A 16,842-nucleotide genomic window follows, 5' to 3' on the forward strand; every position below is an offset into this window, starting at 1 on the left:
AGACCACCGTCACCGGCGTAGAAATGTTCCGCAAGCTGCTGGACCAGGGTCAGGCAGGCGACAACGCAGGTCTGCTGCTGCGCGGCACCAAGCGTGACGACGTCGAGCGCGGCCAGGTGCTGTGCAAGCCGGGTTCGATCAAGCCGCACACCGAGTTCGAGGCAGAGGTGTACGTGCTGTCGAAGGACGAGGGCGGCCGTCACACCCCGTTCTTCAAGGGCTACCGTCCGCAGTTCTACTTCCGTACCACCGACATCACCGGTGCGGTGCAGTTGCCGGAAGGCGTGGAAATGGTGATGCCGGGCGACAACGTGAAGATGGTTGTCACGCTGATCAACCCGGTCGCGATGGACGAAGGTCTGCGCTTCGCGATCCGCGAAGGCGGCCGTACCGTTGGCGCCGGCGTGGTTGCCAAGATCATCAAGTAAGTCTGTGCCTGCACCTGGAAGCTCCTGAGCTGACAGGTGTGCACGAACGGCGGGCCGGCTGAACCCGGTCCGCCTTCGTTGTCTTGGGGTTTGCGGTAACGAGTACATACGCCAGTAGCTCAATTGGCAGAGCAGCGGTCTCCAAAACCGCAGGTTGGGGGTTCGAGTCCCTCCTGGCGTGCCACTCCTCTTTCCGGCCCAGCGATTCGGGTCAGATCGGTAACTAGAGCCGGATGAATAGCAAAATCGAGCCTTCCAAGAGCGCTTCTTCCAGCGCTGATGTCGTTAAGTACGTGATCTCCGCTGCCCTGGTGGTTGCGGGGCTTTTCGTGTGGTTCTGGTTCTCCGCTCCCGAGCGTGCGACCCAGCTGGGCGCCTGGACGCCGCAGTTGCGCGCGCTGGCCGTGGTCGTTGGACTGGTGGCGGGTGCCTTTGTCTTCCTTGGCACCGGCAAGGGCCGGGAGACCCGCGAATTTCTGTCCGAATCCAGGTTCGAGCTGCGTAAGGTGGTCTGGCCGACGCGCCAGGAAGCCATTCGCACCACTTGGGTGGTGATCGTCGTCGTAATCATTCTGAGTTTGCTGTTGGGCGGCTTCGACTTTGTCATCCAGAAGCTCACGCAGTGGTTCCTGGCTCGTTGAGGAGAATCAAGCAGTGAAGCGTTGGTATGTCGTTCACGCCTATTCAGGCTTCGAGAAGTCCGTCGCGCAGGCCTTGCGTGACCGCATCGTCCGCACCGAGATGGAAGAGCGTTTCGGTGAAGTGCTGGTGCCGACCGAAGAAGTCATCGAGATGCGCGCCGGCCAGAAGCGCCGTTCCGAGCGCAAGTTCTTCCCGGGCTACGTCCTGGTGCAGATCGAGACCCACGATGAGGCGGGCATTCCGCGCATCGATAACGAAAGCTGGCACCTGGTGAAGGAGACGCCCAAGGTCATGGGTTTCATCGGCGGCACCGCCGATCGTCCGTTGCCGATCCGCGATGAAGAAGCTGATGCGATCCTGCAGCGCGTGCAGGACGGCGTCGAAAAGCCGCGTCCCAAGGTGCTGTTCGAGCCGGGTCAGATGGTGCGCGTCACCGACGGTCCGTTCAATGACTTCAACGGCGTGGTCGAAGAAGTCAACTACGAGAAGAGCCGGCTGCGCGTGGCCGTGCTGATCTTCGGTCGCTCCACGCCGGTCGAGCTCGAATTCGGCCAGGTCGAGAAGGGCTGAGTCCGCTGGGTGCCGGCTAGGCACCCCGCCCAATTGCTGCTATAGTGCGCGGCTCGCTCACCTGGCGACCGCCGGGAACCAATGGCTGCCGCATGGCGGCCATCTGCGCATGTTCGAAACGCGACACCGGAACGCGTGATTCTTCCGGTCCGATGGGGAGCCTACGGTCTAGGCGCTAGCACCCGGAGAGCATTGAAATGGCAAAGAAAGTAGTTGGCTACATCAAGCTGCAGGTCAAGGCCGGCCAGGCCAACCCAGCGCCGCCGGTCGGTCCTGCGCTGGGTCAGCGCGGCCTGAACATCATGGAGTTCTGCAAGGCGTTCAACGCAGCGACCTCCAAGCTCGAGCCGGGTCTACCGACCCCGGTCATCATCACGGCCTATTCGGACCGTACTTTCACCTTCGTGACCAAGTCGACCCCGGCGTCGGTGCTGCTGAAGAAGGCCGCGGGCATCAGCTCCGGCTCCAAGCGTCCCAACACCGAGAAGGTGGGTAAGGTCACGCGCAAGCAGCTGGAAGAGATCGCCAAGGTGAAGGAAGCCGACCTGACGGCGGCTGAGCTGGAAGCGGCGGTGCGTACGATTGCGGGTTCGGCCCGCAGCATGGGTCTGACGGTGGAGGGCTAAGAGATGGCACAGAGCAAGCGCGTGAAGGCCATTGCGGCCGCTGTCGTTCCGGGCAAGAGCTATGCCTTCGAAGACGCAATCAAGATCCTGAAGACCGCCACCAAGGCCAAGTTCGTCGAGTCCATCGACGTCGCCGTGCGCCTGGGCGTTGACGCCAAGAAGTCCGACCAGCAGGTGCGCGGTTCCACCGTGCTGCCGGCCGGCACCGGCAAGAGCGTGCGCGTGGCTGTGTTCGCACCCGCCGGCGCCAAGGCCGACGAGGCTCTGGCGGCAGGCGCCGAAGCCGTGGGCATGGACGACCTGGCCGAAAAGATGCAGGCCGGCGATCTCAACTATGACGTGGTCATCGCGACGCCGGACGCCATGCGCGTCGTCGGTAAGCTGGGCACCCTGCTGGGTCCGCGTGGCCTGATGCCGAACCCGAAGGTCGGCACCGTGTCCCCGAATCCGGGTGAAGCGGTGAAGAACGCCAAGTCGGGCCAGGTGCGCTACCGCACCGACAAGGCCGGCATCATCCACTGCACCATCGGCAAGGCCAGCTTCGACGACGAAGCACTGAAGTCGAACCTGCAGGCATTGCTGACCGACCTGGTCAAGGCCAAGCCGGCCACCTCGAAGGGCACCTACCTGCAGAAGGTGTCGGTCAGCTCGACCATGGGTCCGGGCGTGACGGTCGACCAGTCCAGCCTGTCGCTGAAGTGATGGGCGGTCGGGCACGTCATGTGCCTGACATCCCGCAGCAGTAGATCCAAAGGTTTTCCGGCCCGGGTCACCGTGTGCCGGTCGTCCGTTCCCGCTGTTGGGGACGGACATTTTGAAGGCGATCGCCGGCTTGCCCGGCGGTAGCCGTCAAAGACCGCAGGCGCGGTCTGCGCACATCGACGACGGGCACGGATGCTCGCACTGGCAAGGAGTCGCCGTCGATGCCGCGGGATCGCTTAATCGGTTCGCAAGAACCGGCCGGCGTAGATGGTGTCGCCCTTCTGGAGTTTTCTGGTTATGCGCGTCTGGGACAGCCCGGATCGAGCTCACTCCAGGTCTAGAACGGCCACCAACGGAACATCGTCGATGTTCCCGGCGTCCAGGATGGACACCGCCCAGGACCGCAAGCGGCAGGAGCCGTGAGCGGAGTTCAATTGGAGGAGTGCAATGGCTCTCAATCTGTCCCAGAAGCAAGAAGTAGTCGCCGAGCTGGCAGAAGTCGCCGCCAAGGCCCACTCCTTGATCGCCGCCGAATACGCAGGCATCACGGTCTCTCAGATGACCGCGATGCGTAAGCAGGCCCGCGAGACCGGCGTGTACTTGAAAGTTGTCAAGAACACGCTGGCCGCCCGTGCCGTCGAAGGTACCGATTTCGCTGTCGCCGCAGACAAGCTGGTCGGTCCTTTGCTGTATGCGTTCTCGATGGAGGAGCCCGGCGCTGCCGGTCGCCTGATCAAGGAATTTGCCAAGAGCAACGACAAGCTGCAGGCCAAGGTCGTGTCGATCGGTGGGGAACTGTTCCCGGCCGGTCACGTCGAGGTGTTGGCGTCGCTGCCGACCCGCGACCAGGCCCTGGCCATGCTGGCCCGCGTGCTGTCCGAACCGGCTGCCATGTTCGCCCGTGCCGTCAAGGCCGTGGCCGACAAGCAGGGTGGTGGCGACGAAGCCGCCGCGCCGGCTGCCGAGACTGCCGAAGCTTGATGTCCTAGCGTTCGCTAGAACCCCAATCCAGAAAAACATCTAAAGGTAATCACAATGTCCCTTACCAACGAACAGATCGTCGACGCCATCGCCGAGAAGTCCCTGATGGAAGTGATGGAGCTGGTCAAGGCCATCGAAGAGAAGTTCGGCGTCTCCGCCGCCGCTCCGGTCGCCGCCGCTGTTGCTGGCCCGGCTGCTGTGGTGGAAGAGCAGACCGAGTTCACCGTGGTGCTGACCGATTGCGGTGCCAACAAGGTTGGCGTCATCAAGGCCGTCCGCGCCGTGACCGGCCTGGGTCTGAAGGAAGCCAAGGACCTGACCGAAGCTGGTGGCACGCTGAAGGAAGGCGCGACCAAGGACGAGGCCGAGAAGATCAAGAAGGAACTGACCGAAGCTGGCGCCAAGGTCGACATCAAGTAAGCAGCATCTTGCATCGCCGGCGTTTAGTGGTGATGCACTGAAGGCTGGGGGCGTAAAGCCCCCGGCCTTTGGCCGTTCCGGACGGGTGTCGCGCCGGGCGGTCAAATCCAACTCGCAGTCCCATGGAGTTGGTAGTTGGAAGTAGCGGGAGAAGGCGTGCTGGTGCCGGCAATACCAGCGACTTCCAACTGACAACTTGAACGTGAGTCCCTCACAAGAGCAGCGCACAGCCATGTGCACGGGTTCAATTTTGTTATCCACGGCCGCGGATGCACGCGGCCCGTACAACCCAAGGTGGAAGACCTCATGACGTCCTATTCGTTCACCGAAAAGAAGCGTATCCGCAAGGACTTCGGCAAGCAGCGCTCGATCCTCGAAGTGCCGTTCCTGCTTGCCATCCAGGTGGATTCCTACCGCGAATTCCTGCAGGAAGACGTGGAGCCGAGCAAGCGCAAGGATCTCGGCCTGCACGCGGCTCTGAAGTCGGTGTTCCCGATCTCCAGCTACAGCGGCAATGCCGCGCTGGAGTACGTTGGCTACAAGTTGGGCGAGCCCGTGTTCGACGAGCGTGAATGCCGTCAGCGTGGCATGAGCTACGGCGCGCCGCTGCGCGTGACCGTGCGCCTGGTGATCTACGACCGCGAGTCGTCCACCAAGGCCATCAAGTACGTGAAGGAGCAGGAGGTCTATCTGGGCGAAATCCCGCTGATGACCGAGAACGGCACCTTCATCGTCAACGGCACCGAGCGCGTCATCGTGTCGCAGCTGCACCGTTCGCCGGGCGTGTTCTTCGACCACGATCGTGGCAAGACCCACAGCTCGGGCAAGCTGCTGTACAGCGCCCGCATCATTCCTTACCGCGGCTCCTGGTTGGACTTCGAGTTCGACCCGAAGGACGCGCTGTTCACCCGTATCGACCGTCGCCGCAAGCTGCCGGTGTCGATCCTGCTGCGCGCGCTCGGCTACAGCAATGAAGAGATGCTGGCCGAGTTCTTCGAGATCAACACCTTCCACATCAACCCGGACGAGGGCGTCCAGCTGGAGCTGGTGCCTGAGCGCCTGCGTGGCGAAACGCTGAACTTCGACCTGGCCGATGGCGACAAGGTCATCGTCGAGGCCGGCAAGCGCATCACCGCACGTCACGTCAAGCAGTTGGAAGCCTCGGGCATCGCTGCGCTGGCCGTGCCGGACGACTACCTGGTCGGCCGAATCCTGTCGCACGACGTGGTCGATGCCTCGACCGGCGAGCTGCTGGCCAATGCCAACGATGAAGTCAGCGAAGACCAGCTGGCTGCCTTCCGCAAGGCCGGCGTCGACGCGGTCGGCACCCTGTGGGTGAACGATCTGGATCGCGGTCCGTACCTGTCCAACACCCTGCGCATCGATCCGACCAAGACCCAGCTGGAAGCCCTGGTCGAAATCTACCGCATGATGCGTCCGGGCGAGCCGCCGACCAAGGAAGCGGCGCAGAACCTGTTCCACAACCTGTTCTTCACCTTCGAGCGCTACGACCTGTCCACGGTTGGCCGCATGAAGTTCAACCGCCGTGTCGGCCGCAAGGAAGTCACCGGCGAGTCGGTGTTGTACGACAAGAAGTATTTCGCCGAGCGCAACGACGAAGAGTCCAAGCGTCTGGTCGCCACGCATGCCGATAGCTCCGACATCTTGGAAGTGATCAAGGTCCTGACCGAGATCCGCAATGGTCGCGGCGTGGTCGACGATATCGATCACCTGGGCAACCGTCGCGTGCGTTCGGTCGGCGAAATGGCCGAGAACGTGTTCCGCGTGGGCCTGGTCCGCGTCGAGCGCGCGGTCAAGGAGCGGCTGTCGATGGCCGAGTCCGAAGGCCTGACCCCGCAGGAACTGATCAACGCCAAGCCGGTGGCTGCCGCGATCAAGGAATTCTTCGGCTCCTCGCAGCTGTCGCAGTTCATGGACCAGAACAACCCGCTGTCGGAAGTGACGCACAAGCGGCGCGTCTCCGCGCTGGGTCCGGGTGGCCTGACCCGCGAACGTGCCGGCTTCGAAGTGCGCGACGTGCACCCGACCCATTACGGCCGCGTCTGCACCATCGAAACCCCGGAAGGCCCGAACATCGGCCTGATCAACTCGCTGGCGGTGTTCGCCCGCACCAACCAGTACGGCTTCCTCGAGACGCCGTACCGCAAGGTGCTGGACGGCAAGGTGTCCGACGACGTCGAGTACCTGTCGGCGATCGAAGAAAACGAGTACGTGATCGCCCAGGCGAACGCGCTGACCGATGCCAAGAACATGCTCACCGAGCAGTTCGTGCCGTGCCGGTTCCAGGGCGAGTCGCTGCTGAAGCCGCCGGCGGAAGTGCACTTCATGGACGTCTCGCCGATGCAGACGGTGTCGGTCGCAGCGGCGCTGGTGCCGTTCCTGGAGCACGACGACGCCAACCGCGCACTGATGGGCGCCAACATGCAGCGCCAGGCCGTGCCGACACTGCGTTCGCAGAAGCCGCTGGTGGGTACCGGCATCGAGCGCGCGGTGGCGCGTGACTCGGGCGTGACGGTGAATGCCCGCCGCGGTGGCGTGATCGAGCAGATCGACGCTGCGCGCATCGTGGTCAAGGTCAACGAGGAAGAAATCGGCGGCGGCACCGATGCCGGCGTGGATATCTACAACCTGATCAAGTACACCCGTTCCAACCAGAACACCTGCATCAACCAGCGTCCGCTGGTGAACGTGGGTGACGTGGTGGCGCGCGGCGACGTGCTGGCCGACGGTCCGTCCACCGACATCGGTGAGCTGGCACTGGGTCAGAACATGCTGATCGCCTTCATGCCGTGGAACGGCTACAACTTCGAAGACTCCATCCTGCTGTCCGAGCGTGTGGTGGAAGAAGATCGTTACACGACGATCCACATCGAAGAACTGACCTGCGTGGCGCGCGACACCAAGCTGGGACCGGAGGAAATTTCCGCCGACATTCCCAACGTGTCCGAGCAGGCGCTGAACCGTCTGGACGAATCCGGCGTGGTGTACATCGGTGCGGAAGTGCGCGCCGGCGACATCATGGTCGGCAAGGTCACCCCGAAGGGCGAAAGCCAGCTGACCCCGGAAGAGAAGCTGCTGCGGGCGATCTTCGGCGAGAAGGCCTCGGACGTGAAGGACAGCTCGCTGCGCGTGCCGCCGGGCATGGACGGCACCGTGATCGACGTGCAGGTCTTTACCCGCGACGGCATCGAGAAGGACAAGCGTGCTCGCCAGATCGAGGAATCGGAGATCAAGCGCGTCAAGAAGGACTTCGACGACCAGTTCCGCATCCTGGAAGCGGCGATCTATGCACGCTTGCGTTCGCAGATCGTTGGCAAGGTCGCCAATGGCGGTCCGAACCTGAAGAAGGGCGACAGCATCACCGACGCCTACCTGGACGGCCTGAAGAAGTCCGACTGGTTCCAGCTGCGCATGAAGGACGATGACGCCGCCGACGCGATCGAGCGTGCGCAGAAGCAGATCCAGGCGCATGAGAAGGAGTTCGAGGCTCGTTTCGCCGACAAGCGCAGCAAGATCACCCAGGGCGACGACCTCGCACCGGGCGTGCTGAAGATGGTCAAGGTGTTCCTGGCAGTGAAGCGCCGCATCCAGCCGGGCGACAAGATGGCAGGCCGCCACGGCAACAAGGGTGTGGTCTCCAACGTGGTGCCGGTCGAAGACATGCCGTACATGGCCGACGGTACCTCGGTGGACATCTGCCTCAACCCGCTGGGCGTGCCGAGCCGTATGAACATCGGCCAGATCCTCGAGGTGCATCTGGGCTGGGCCGCCAAGGGCCTGGGTAAGCGCATCCAGAAGATGCTGGACGAACAGCGTGCGGTGGCCGAGTTGCGCGAGTTCCTCGGCAAGATCTACAACCACGACAATGGCGTGGTGGGCGATCGTGTCGACCTGTCGCAGTTCAGCGATGCCGAGCTGCTGGTGCTGGCCAAGAACCTGACCGATGGCGTGCCGATGGCCACCCCGGTGTTCGATGGTGCGCTGGAGCAGGAAATCCGCGGGATGCTCAACTTGGCTTATCCGCAGGGCGATGCAGAAACCGAACTGCTCGGCTTCAACGCCAGCAAGACCCAGATGCAGCTGTACGACGGCCGCACTGGCGAGGCGTTCGATCGCAAGACCACCGTTGGCTACATGCACTACTTGAAGTTGAACCACCTGGTCGACGACAAGATGCATGCCCGTTCGACCGGCCCGTACTCGCTCGTCACCCAGCAGCCGCTGGGCGGCAAGGCGCAGTTCGGCGGTCAGCGCTTCGGTGAAATGGAAGTCTGGGCGCTGGAAGCCTACGGCGCGGCCTATACCCTGCAGGAAATGCTGACGGTGAAGTCCGACGACGTGCAGGGCCGCAACCAGATGTACAAGAACATCGTCGATGGTGAGCACGAGATGGTCGCGGGCATGCCGGAATCCTTCAACGTGTTGGTGAAGGAAATCCGCTCGTTGGCGATCAACATGGAACTGGAAGAGTAAGCGCCGGGACCCGCGACACGGGGCCGGGGAGCCGGAAGAGCCAGGGCGTTGTGCTCCTCGCTTTTCCGGGTCCCGGGTCCCGGGTCCCCGGTCCCGAGATAACACGCTTCCCGCCCATCTCAGATACGAATTCCTCCGACCCGGAGATATCAAATGAAAGACCTGCTAAATCTCTTCAATCAGCAGCGCCAGACGCTGGATTTCGACGCGATCAAGATCGCGCTGGCGTCGCCGGACCTGATCCGTTCGTGGTCCTACGGCGAAGTGAAGAAGCCCGAAACCATCAATTACCGAACCTTCAAGCCCGAGCGTGACGGCCTGTTCTGCGCCGCCATCTTCGGACCGATCAAGGACTACGAGTGCCTGTGCGGCAAGTACAAGCGCATGAAGCACCGCGGTGTGGTCTGCGAGAAGTGCGGCACCGAAGTGACGCTGGCCAAGGTGCGTCGCGAGCGCATGGGTCATATCGACCTGGCCTCGCCGGTCGCGCACATCTGGTTCCTGAAGTCGCTGCCGTCGCGCATCGGCCTGATGCTGGACATGACCCTGCGTGACATCGAGCGCGTGCTCTACTTCGAAGCCTACGTGGTCACCGAGCCGGGCCTGACCCCGCTCGAGCGCCGCCAGCTGCTGACCGAAGAGCAGTACCTGACCGCACGTCAGGAATACAACGACGACTTCGACGCCGCGATGGGCGCCGAGGCGGTGTATGAGCTGTTGCGCACGATCGACCTGCAGTCGGAAATGACCCGTCTGCGCGAGGAGATCGCCAGCACCGGTTCGGAGACCAAGCTCAAGCGTCTGACCAAGCGTATCAAGCTGATCGAGGCCTTCCTGGAGTCGGGCAACCGTCCGGAGTGGATGGTCATGACCGTGCTGCCGGTGCTGCCGCCGGATCTGCGTCCGCTGGTGCCGCTGGATGGCGGTCGCTTCGCGACCTCGGATCTGAACGATCTGTACCGCCGCGTGATCAACCGCAACAACCGTCTGCGCCGCCTGCTGGAGCTCAACGCTCCTGACATCATCGTGCGCAACGAAAAGCGCATGCTGCAGGAATCGGTCGATGCGCTGCTGGATAACGGCCGTCGGGGCCGTGCCATCACCGGCACCAACAAGCGTCCGCTGAAGTCGCTGGCCGACATGATCAAGGGCAAGCAGGGCCGGTTCCGTCAGAACCTGCTCGGCAAGCGCGTGGACTACTCCGGTCGTTCGGTCATCACCGTCGGTCCGTACCTGAAGCTGCACCAGTGCGGCCTGCCGAAGAAGATGGCGCTGGAGCTGTTCAAGCCGTTCGTGTTCGCCAAGCTGCAGCGTCGCGGCCTGGCCACCACGATCAAGGCCGCCAAGAAGCTGGTCGAGCGCGAGGAAGGCGAAGTCTGGGACATCCTGGAAGAAGTCATCCGCGAGCATCCGGTGCTGTTGAACCGTGCGCCGACCCTGCACCGTCTGGGCATCCAGGCGTTCGAGCCGGTGCTGATCGAAGGCAAGGCGATCCAGTTGCACCCGCTGGTCTGTACTGCGTTCAACGCCGACTTCGACGGTGACCAGATGGCCGTGCACGTGCCGTTGTCGCTGGAAGCGCAGCTGGAAGCACGTGCGCTGATGATGTCGACCAACAACATTCTGTCCCCGGCCAACGGCGAGCCGATCATCGTGCCGTCGCAGGACGTGGTGTTGGGCCTGTACTACATGAGCCGCGCCCTGGAAAACAAGAAGGGCGAGGGCATGGTGTTCGCCAACACCAACGAAGTGAAGCGCGCCTACGACAACCGCGTGGTCGAGCTGCACGCCAAGGTGAAGGTGCGCATCGCCCATGTGGACATCGATGCCGACGGCAAGCGCAGCAGCAGCACCTCGATCGTGGACACCACGGTCGGCCGTGCGCTGCTGAGCGAAATCCTGCCCGAAGGCCTGCCGTTCGCGCTGGCCAACACCGAGATGACCAAGAAGAACATCTCGCGCCTGATCAACTCCAGCTACCGCATGCTGGGGCTGAAGGACACGGTCGTTTTCGCCGACAAGCTGATGTACACCGGCTATGCCTACGCGACCCGCGCTGGCGTGTCGATCGGCATCGACGACATGCTGATCCCGGACGAGAAGAAGGGCATCCTCACCGAGGCCGAGGCCGAAGTGCTGGAAATCCAGGAGCAGTACCAGTCGGGTCTGGTCACCGCCGGCGAGCGCTACAACAAGGTGGTCGACATCTGGTCGCGCACCAACGAGCGCATCGCCAAGGCGATGATGGACACCATCGGCACCGAGAAGGTCGAGAACGCCAAGGGCGAGACCATCGACCAGAAGTCGATGAACTCGCTGTACATCATGGCTGACTCCGGTGCGCGTGGTAGCCAGGCGCAGATCCGTCAGCTGGCCGGTATGCGCGGTTTGATGGCGCGTCCGGATGGCTCGATCATCGAGACGCCGATCAAGGCGAACTTCCGCGAAGGCTTGAACGTGCAGGAGTACTTCAACTCCACCCACGGTGCCCGTAAGGGTCTGGCCGATACCGCGCTGAAGACCGCGAACTCCGGTTACCTGACCCGTCGTCTGGTCGACGTGGCGCAGGACGTGGTGATCACCGAGATCGATTGCGGCACCACCGAGGGTCTGATCATGACCCCGATCGTGGAAGGCGGCGACGTGGTGGAGCCGTTGAAGGAGCGCGTGCTGGGCCGTGTCGTGGCCGAGGACGTCTACCTGCCGGGCAACGACGAAGAGCCGATCGTCACCCGCAACACGCTGCTCGACGAAGCCTGGGTGGCCAAGCTCGAGGACGCCAGCGTGCAGTCGGTCAAGGTGCGCTCGACGATCAGCTGCGAATCCTCGTTCGGCGTGTGCGCACGCTGCTACGGTCGCGATCTGGCCCGTGGCCATCAGGTCAACATCGGCGAAGCGGTCGGTGTCATCGCTGCGCAGTCGATCGGTGAGCCGGGTACCCAGCTGACCATGCGTACGTTCCACATCGGTGGTGCGGCATCGCGTGCGGCTGCGGTGGACAACATCACCGTCAAGACCACCGGTTCGATCAAGTTCAACAACTTGAAGTCGGTCGAGCACGCCAACGGTTCGCTGGTGGCGGTGTCGCGTTCGGGCGAACTGTCGGTGCTGGACGGCCATGGCCGCGAGCGCGAGCGTTACAAGCTGCCGTACGGCGCGACCATCACTGCCAAGGATGCCGATGCCGTCAAGGCCGGCCAGGTCGTGGCCAACTGGGATCCGCATAACCACCCGATCGTGTCGGAAGTGGCGGGTTTCATCCGCTTCATCGACTTCATCGACGGCGTCACCGTCATCGAGAAGACCGACGAACTGACCGGCCTGGCATCGCGCGAGATCACCGATCCGAAGCGTCGCGGTTCGCAGGGCAAGGATCTGCGTCCGATCGTGCGCATCGTCGATGCCAAGGGCAACGACCTGTCCATTCCGGGCACCGATCTGCCGGCGCAGTACCTGCTGCCGCCGCGCTCGATCGTCAACCTGCAGGACGGTGCTGCCGTCGGCGTGGGCGACGTGGTGGCGAAGATCCCGCAGGAAGCGTCCAAGACCCGCGACATCACCGGTGGTCTGCCGCGTGTTGCCGACCTGTTCGAAGCGCGCAAGCCGAAGGATCCGGCGATCCTGGCCGAGCGTTCGGGCATCATCAGCTTCGGCAAGGACACCAAGGGCAAGCAGCGCCTGATCATCAAGGACACCGATGGCAGCGAGCACGAAGAGCTGATTCCCAAGTACCGCCAGATCATCGTGTTCGAAGGCGAGCACGTGACCAAGGGCGAGACGGTGGTGGACGGCGAGCCGAGCCCGCAGGACATCCTGCGTCTGCTGGGTGTCGAGCCGCTGGCGGCCTACCTGGTCAAGGAAATCCAGGACGTCTATCGCCTGCAGGGCGTGAAGATCAACGACAAGCACATCGAGGTGATCACTCGCCAGATGCTGCGCAAGGTCGAGATCACCGACCAGGGCAACAGCAAGTTCCTCAACGGCGAGCAGGTCGAGCGCCAGCGCGTCATCGAGGAAAATGCCCGTCTGGTCGCTCGCAACGAACTGCCGGCCAAGTACGACCCGGTGCTGCTGGGCATCACCAAGGCCTCGCTGGCCACCGAGTCGTTCATTTCGGCGGCGTCGTTCCAGGAGACCACGCGCGTGTTGACCGAGGCCGCCGTGCGCGGTACCCGCGACAACCTGCGTGGTCTGAAGGAAAACGTCATCGTCGGTCGTCTGATCCCGGCCGGTACCGGCCTGGCCTACCATTCCACCCGTCGCAAGGCCTCCGGCCTGACCGACCTGGAGATGGAGACCCTGTCGGGCAAGCCGGCCGCCGCCGAACCGGCCGCGACCGTCGCCGAAGCTGGCGCGGACGAGGAGTAAGCGCTCCGGCGGTGCCTTTATCGGCACCGCTGGCAGGGCGAGAGAGGAGGGCAGGAGGCCCTCCGCTTTTCCGGTCTTGGATGGACCAGCAGGGTTAGGTTTCCGTGAAGTTGACGGAGTTTCGCCCTGCCAGCTATACTTCTCTGTCTCGGTGGGCCGTTTCGCGGCCTGCCTTCGTTTTCATGCAAGGCCGTTCCGGCCTCCAATCAGAAGAATCGACTGATGGCAACGATCAATCAGCTGGTCCGCAAGCCCCGGCAGGCGACCACCTACAAGAGTGCCTCGCCGGCACTGGACAAGTGTCCGCAGCGCCGTGGCGTCTGCACGCGTGTCTACACCACTACCCCGAAGAAGCCGAACTCGGCCTTGCGTAAGGTCGCCAAGGTGCGCCTGACGAACCAGGAAGAGGTCATCAGCTACATCGGCGGTGAAGGCCACAACCTGCAGGAGCACTCCGTGGTCCTGATTCGCGGTGGTCGCGTCAAGGATCTTCCCGGTGTGCGTTATCACACCGTCCGTGGTTCGCTGGACGCCGCCGGCGTCGCAAAGCGTCGTCAAGGCCGTTCCAAGTACGGCGCCAAGCGCCCGAAGAGCTAAGGAAATACACCCATGTCCCGTAAAGGTTCTACTCCGCAGCGCACCGTCCTGCCTGATCCCAAGCATGGCAGCGAAACCATTGCCCGCTTCATCAATATGGTGATGCAAAGTGGCAAGAAGTCGGTTGCTGAGAAAATTGTCTATGGCGCAATGGACGTCATCGGCGAAAAGAATCCGAATGCCATCGAGCTGGTGCAGAAAGCACTGGACAACGTGGCCCCGGCTGTCGAAGTCAAGTCGCGTCGCGTCGGTGGTGCTACCTATCAGGTGCCCGTCGAAGTGCGTTCGTCCCGTCGCATGGCGCTGGCAATGCGCTGGTTGATCGACTCCGCGCGTAAGCGCGGCGAGAACACCATGCCCCGCAAGCTGGCTGCCGAACTGCTTGACGCCGCGGAAAGCCGTGGCGGCGCGATCAAGAAGCGTGAAGAGACGCACCGTATGGCGGAAGCGAACAAGGCGTTCGCGCATTACCGCTGGTGACCTCGGGGGCCTTGGTAACGGGGCCCTTCAGCACCATTTGAGTGCTGTTTGCGGCGCGCAAGGCGCCGCACCAAATCCGAAGGCCGCCGAAAGGCGGCGTTCGGCCATCCGAAATCCAAGAAATTGAGAGGCTCCCCGTGGCCCGTACCACTCCCATCGAGCGTTACCGCAACTTCGGCATCATGGCCCACATCGATGCCGGCAAAACCACTACGTCCGAACGCATCCTGTTCTACACCGGCGTCAGTCACAAGATCGGCGAAGTCCACGACGGCGCTGCAGTGATGGACTGGATGGAGCAGGAGCAGGAGCGTGGCATCACGATCACCTCCGCTGCGACCACCGCGTTCTGGACCGGGATGGACAAGTCCATGCCGCAGCACCGCTTCAACATCATCGATACCCCCGGGCACGTCGACTTCACCATCGAAGTGGAGCGCTCCTTGCGCGTGCTCGACGGTGCGGTGTTCGTGCTGTGTGCGGTCGGTGGCGTGCAGCCGCAGTCCGAGACGGTGTGGCGTCAGGCCAACAAGTACTCGGTGCCGCGCATGGCGTTCGTCAACAAGATGGACCGCACCGGCGCCAACTTCGACAAGGTCGTCGAGCAGCTCAAGGCTCGCCTGGGCGCCTATGCCGTGCCGATGCAGGTGCCGATCGGCGCTGAGGACGGCTTCGAGGGCGTGGTCGACCTGCTGAAGATGAAGGCGATCCATTGGGATACCGCCTCGCAGGGCACCACCTTCGAATATCGCGACATCCCGGCCGATCTGGTGGATGCAGCGACCGAAGCGCGTTCGTTCATGGTCGAGGCTGCTGCCGAGGCCAGCGAAGAGCTGATGGACAAGTACCTCAACGATGGCGACCTGAGCGAGCAGGAGATCCTCAGCGGTCTGCGCGAGCGCACCCTGAAGGTCGAGATCGTGCCGGTGTTCTGTGGTTCGGCGTTCAAGAACAAGGGCGTGCAGGCCATGCTCGATGGCGTCGTGCACCTGCTGCCGTCGCCGGCCGATCGTCCGCCGGTGCAGGGCATCGACGAAAACGAGAAGGAAGACACCCGGCCGGCTGCCGACAACGCGCCGTTCTCCGCGCTCGCGTTCAAGATCATGACCGACCCGTTCGTCGGTTCGCTGACCTTCTTCCGCGTCTACTCGGGCACGCTCAACTCCGGCGACCAGGTCTATAACCCGGTCAAGTCGAAGAAGGAGCGCGTGGGCCGCATCCTGCAGATGCACTCCAACAACCGCGAAGAGATCAAGGAAGTGCGCGCGGGCGACATCGCCGCGGCGGTGGGTCTGAAGGACGTCACCACGGGTGACACGCTGTGCGCGCAGGACAAGATCATCACCCTGGAGCGCATGGTGTTCCCGGAGCCGGTGATTTCGATGGCGGTCGAGCCGAAGACCAAGTCGGACCAGGAAAAGATGGGCATGGCCCTGGGCCGTCTGGCGCAGGAAGATCCCTCCTTCCGCGTCAAGACCGACGAAGAATCCGGTCAGACCATCATCTCCGGCATGGGCGAGCTGCACCTGGACATCATCGTCGACCGCATGCGTCGCGAGTTCAATGTCGAGGCCAACGTCGGCAAGCCGCAGGTGGCGTACCGCGAGACCATCCGCAAGGCCGACGTCAAGTCGGACTACAAGCACGCCAAGCAGTCCGGTGGTAAGGGTCAGTACGGTCACGTCGTGATCGAGCTGTCGCCGATGAGCGAGGAAGATCGCAAGAACGACAACGTCAAGGACGATTTCCTCTTCATCAACGACATCACCGGCGGCGTCATTCCGAAGGAATTCATCCCTTCGGTCGAAAAGGGTTTGCGCGAGACGATCACCAGTGGCCCGCTGGCGGGCTTCCCGGTGGTGGGCGTCAAGGTCAAGCTGGTGTTCGGCTCGTACCATGACGTCGACTCGTCGGAAATGGCGTTCAAGCTGGCTGCGTCGATGGCGTTCAAGCAAGGCTTCGCCAAGGCGAGCCCGGTGCTGCTGGAGCCGATCATGAAGGTCGAAATCGTCAGCCCGGAGGACTACCTGGGTGACGTGATGGGCGACGTGAGCCGCCGTCGCGGCGTGCTGCAGGGTCAGGACGACAGCCCGTCGGGCAAGATCATCAACGCGATGATCCCGCTGGGCGAAATGTTCGGCTATGCGACCTCGCTGCGCTCGATGTCCCAGGGACGTGCAACGTTCTCGATGGAATTCGACCACTACGAAGAAGCGCCGGCCAACATCGCCGATGCCGTCACCAAGAAGGGCTGAGTTCGCTCAGCCTTGCACCAAATTTCTCAATAAAGGTAGTAATTTCAATGGCAAAAGCTAAATTCGAGCGCACCAAGCCGCACGTGAACGTCGGCACCATTGGCCACGTTGACCATGGCAAGACCACGCTGACCGCTGCGCTGACCAAGATCGGCGCCGAGCGCTTTGGTGGCGAGTTCAAGGCCTACGACGCGATCGACGCGGCGCCGGAAGAGAAGGCGCGCGGCATCACGATCTCGACCGCACACGTCGAATACGAGTCCCCGACCCGCCACTACG

General features: G+C 63.0%; 13 protein-coding genes and 1 tRNA gene. All 14 read left to right on the plus strand.

Translation table 11 applies throughout. The annotated features are described in order from the left end of the window. On the plus strand, positions 1–428 hold a 428-nt coding region (locus CKY51_RS20805), incomplete at its 5' end, for an EF-Tu C-terminal domain-related protein (RefSeq protein WP_152249858.1). 108 nt (positions 429–536) lie between these two features. After that, positions 537–612, plus strand: a tRNA-Trp gene (locus CKY51_RS20810). Positions 613–661: 49 nt separating this feature from the next. Beyond that, positions 662–1,069 (plus strand): preprotein translocase subunit SecE, encoded by a 408-nt coding sequence (gene secE, locus CKY51_RS20815; RefSeq protein WP_022971747.1) that lies wholly within the window; start codon positions 662–664, stop codon positions 1,067–1,069. A gap of 13 nt (positions 1,070–1,082) precedes the next feature. Beyond that, on the plus strand, positions 1,083–1,640 hold the full coding sequence (nusG, locus tag CKY51_RS20820; protein ID WP_152249860.1) for a transcription termination/antitermination protein NusG: 558 nt from the start codon (positions 1,083–1,085) through the stop codon (positions 1,638–1,640). Between the two features lie 197 nt (positions 1,641–1,837). Then, positions 1,838–2,266, plus strand: coding sequence for a 50S ribosomal protein L11 (gene rplK / locus CKY51_RS20825; RefSeq protein ID WP_152249862.1), 429 nt, complete (start codon positions 1,838–1,840; stop codon positions 2,264–2,266). A 3-nt stretch (positions 2,267–2,269) separates the two neighbouring features. Then, entirely contained in the window at positions 2,270–2,968 is a 699-nt protein-coding gene (gene rplA / locus CKY51_RS20830) for a 50S ribosomal protein L1 (RefSeq protein WP_022971750.1), read from the plus strand. 447 nt (positions 2,969–3,415) lie between these two features. Then, positions 3,416–3,949: a 50S ribosomal protein L10 gene (gene rplJ / locus CKY51_RS20835; protein ID WP_152249864.1), complete on the plus strand. Its 534-nt coding sequence runs from the start codon at positions 3,416–3,418 to the stop codon at positions 3,947–3,949. A 54-nt stretch (positions 3,950–4,003) separates the two neighbouring features. Continuing rightward, positions 4,004–4,369: a 50S ribosomal protein L7/L12 gene (gene rplL, locus CKY51_RS20840; protein ID WP_022971752.1), complete on the plus strand. Its 366-nt coding sequence runs from the start codon at positions 4,004–4,006 to the stop codon at positions 4,367–4,369. Positions 4,370–4,675: 306 nt separating this feature from the next. Next, a complete protein-coding gene (rpoB, locus tag CKY51_RS20845) occupies positions 4,676–8,863 on the plus strand; it encodes a DNA-directed RNA polymerase subunit beta (protein WP_152249866.1) in 4,188 nt (1,395 codons plus the stop codon). 153 nt (positions 8,864–9,016) lie between these two features. Beyond that, positions 9,017–13,231: a DNA-directed RNA polymerase subunit beta' gene (gene rpoC / locus CKY51_RS20850; protein WP_152249868.1), complete on the plus strand. Its 4,215-nt coding sequence runs from the start codon at positions 9,017–9,019 to the stop codon at positions 13,229–13,231. A gap of 222 nt (positions 13,232–13,453) precedes the next feature. Then, positions 13,454–13,828, plus strand: coding sequence for a 30S ribosomal protein S12 (gene rpsL / locus CKY51_RS20855; protein ID WP_003469157.1), 375 nt, complete (start codon positions 13,454–13,456; stop codon positions 13,826–13,828). 12 nt (positions 13,829–13,840) lie between these two features. Next, a complete protein-coding gene (rpsG, locus tag CKY51_RS20860; protein WP_011260032.1) occupies positions 13,841–14,308 on the plus strand; it encodes a 30S ribosomal protein S7 in 468 nt (155 codons plus the stop codon). 137 nt (positions 14,309–14,445) lie between these two features. Further along, positions 14,446–16,563 carry an elongation factor G gene (fusA, locus tag CKY51_RS20865; RefSeq protein ID WP_152249870.1) on the plus strand — a complete coding sequence of 706 codons (2,118 nt, stop codon included), beginning with the start codon at positions 14,446–14,448 and terminating at the stop codon, positions 16,561–16,563. A gap of 47 nt (positions 16,564–16,610) precedes the next feature. Further along, positions 16,611–16,842: GTP-binding protein (locus tag CKY51_RS20870; protein ID WP_244952546.1), on the plus strand; the 232-nt coding region annotated here is incomplete at its 3' end.

It is taken from the genome of Xanthomonas maliensis (assembly GCF_009192945.1).
Lineage (GTDB): Bacteria > Pseudomonadota > Gammaproteobacteria > Xanthomonadales > Xanthomonadaceae > Xanthomonas > Xanthomonas maliensis.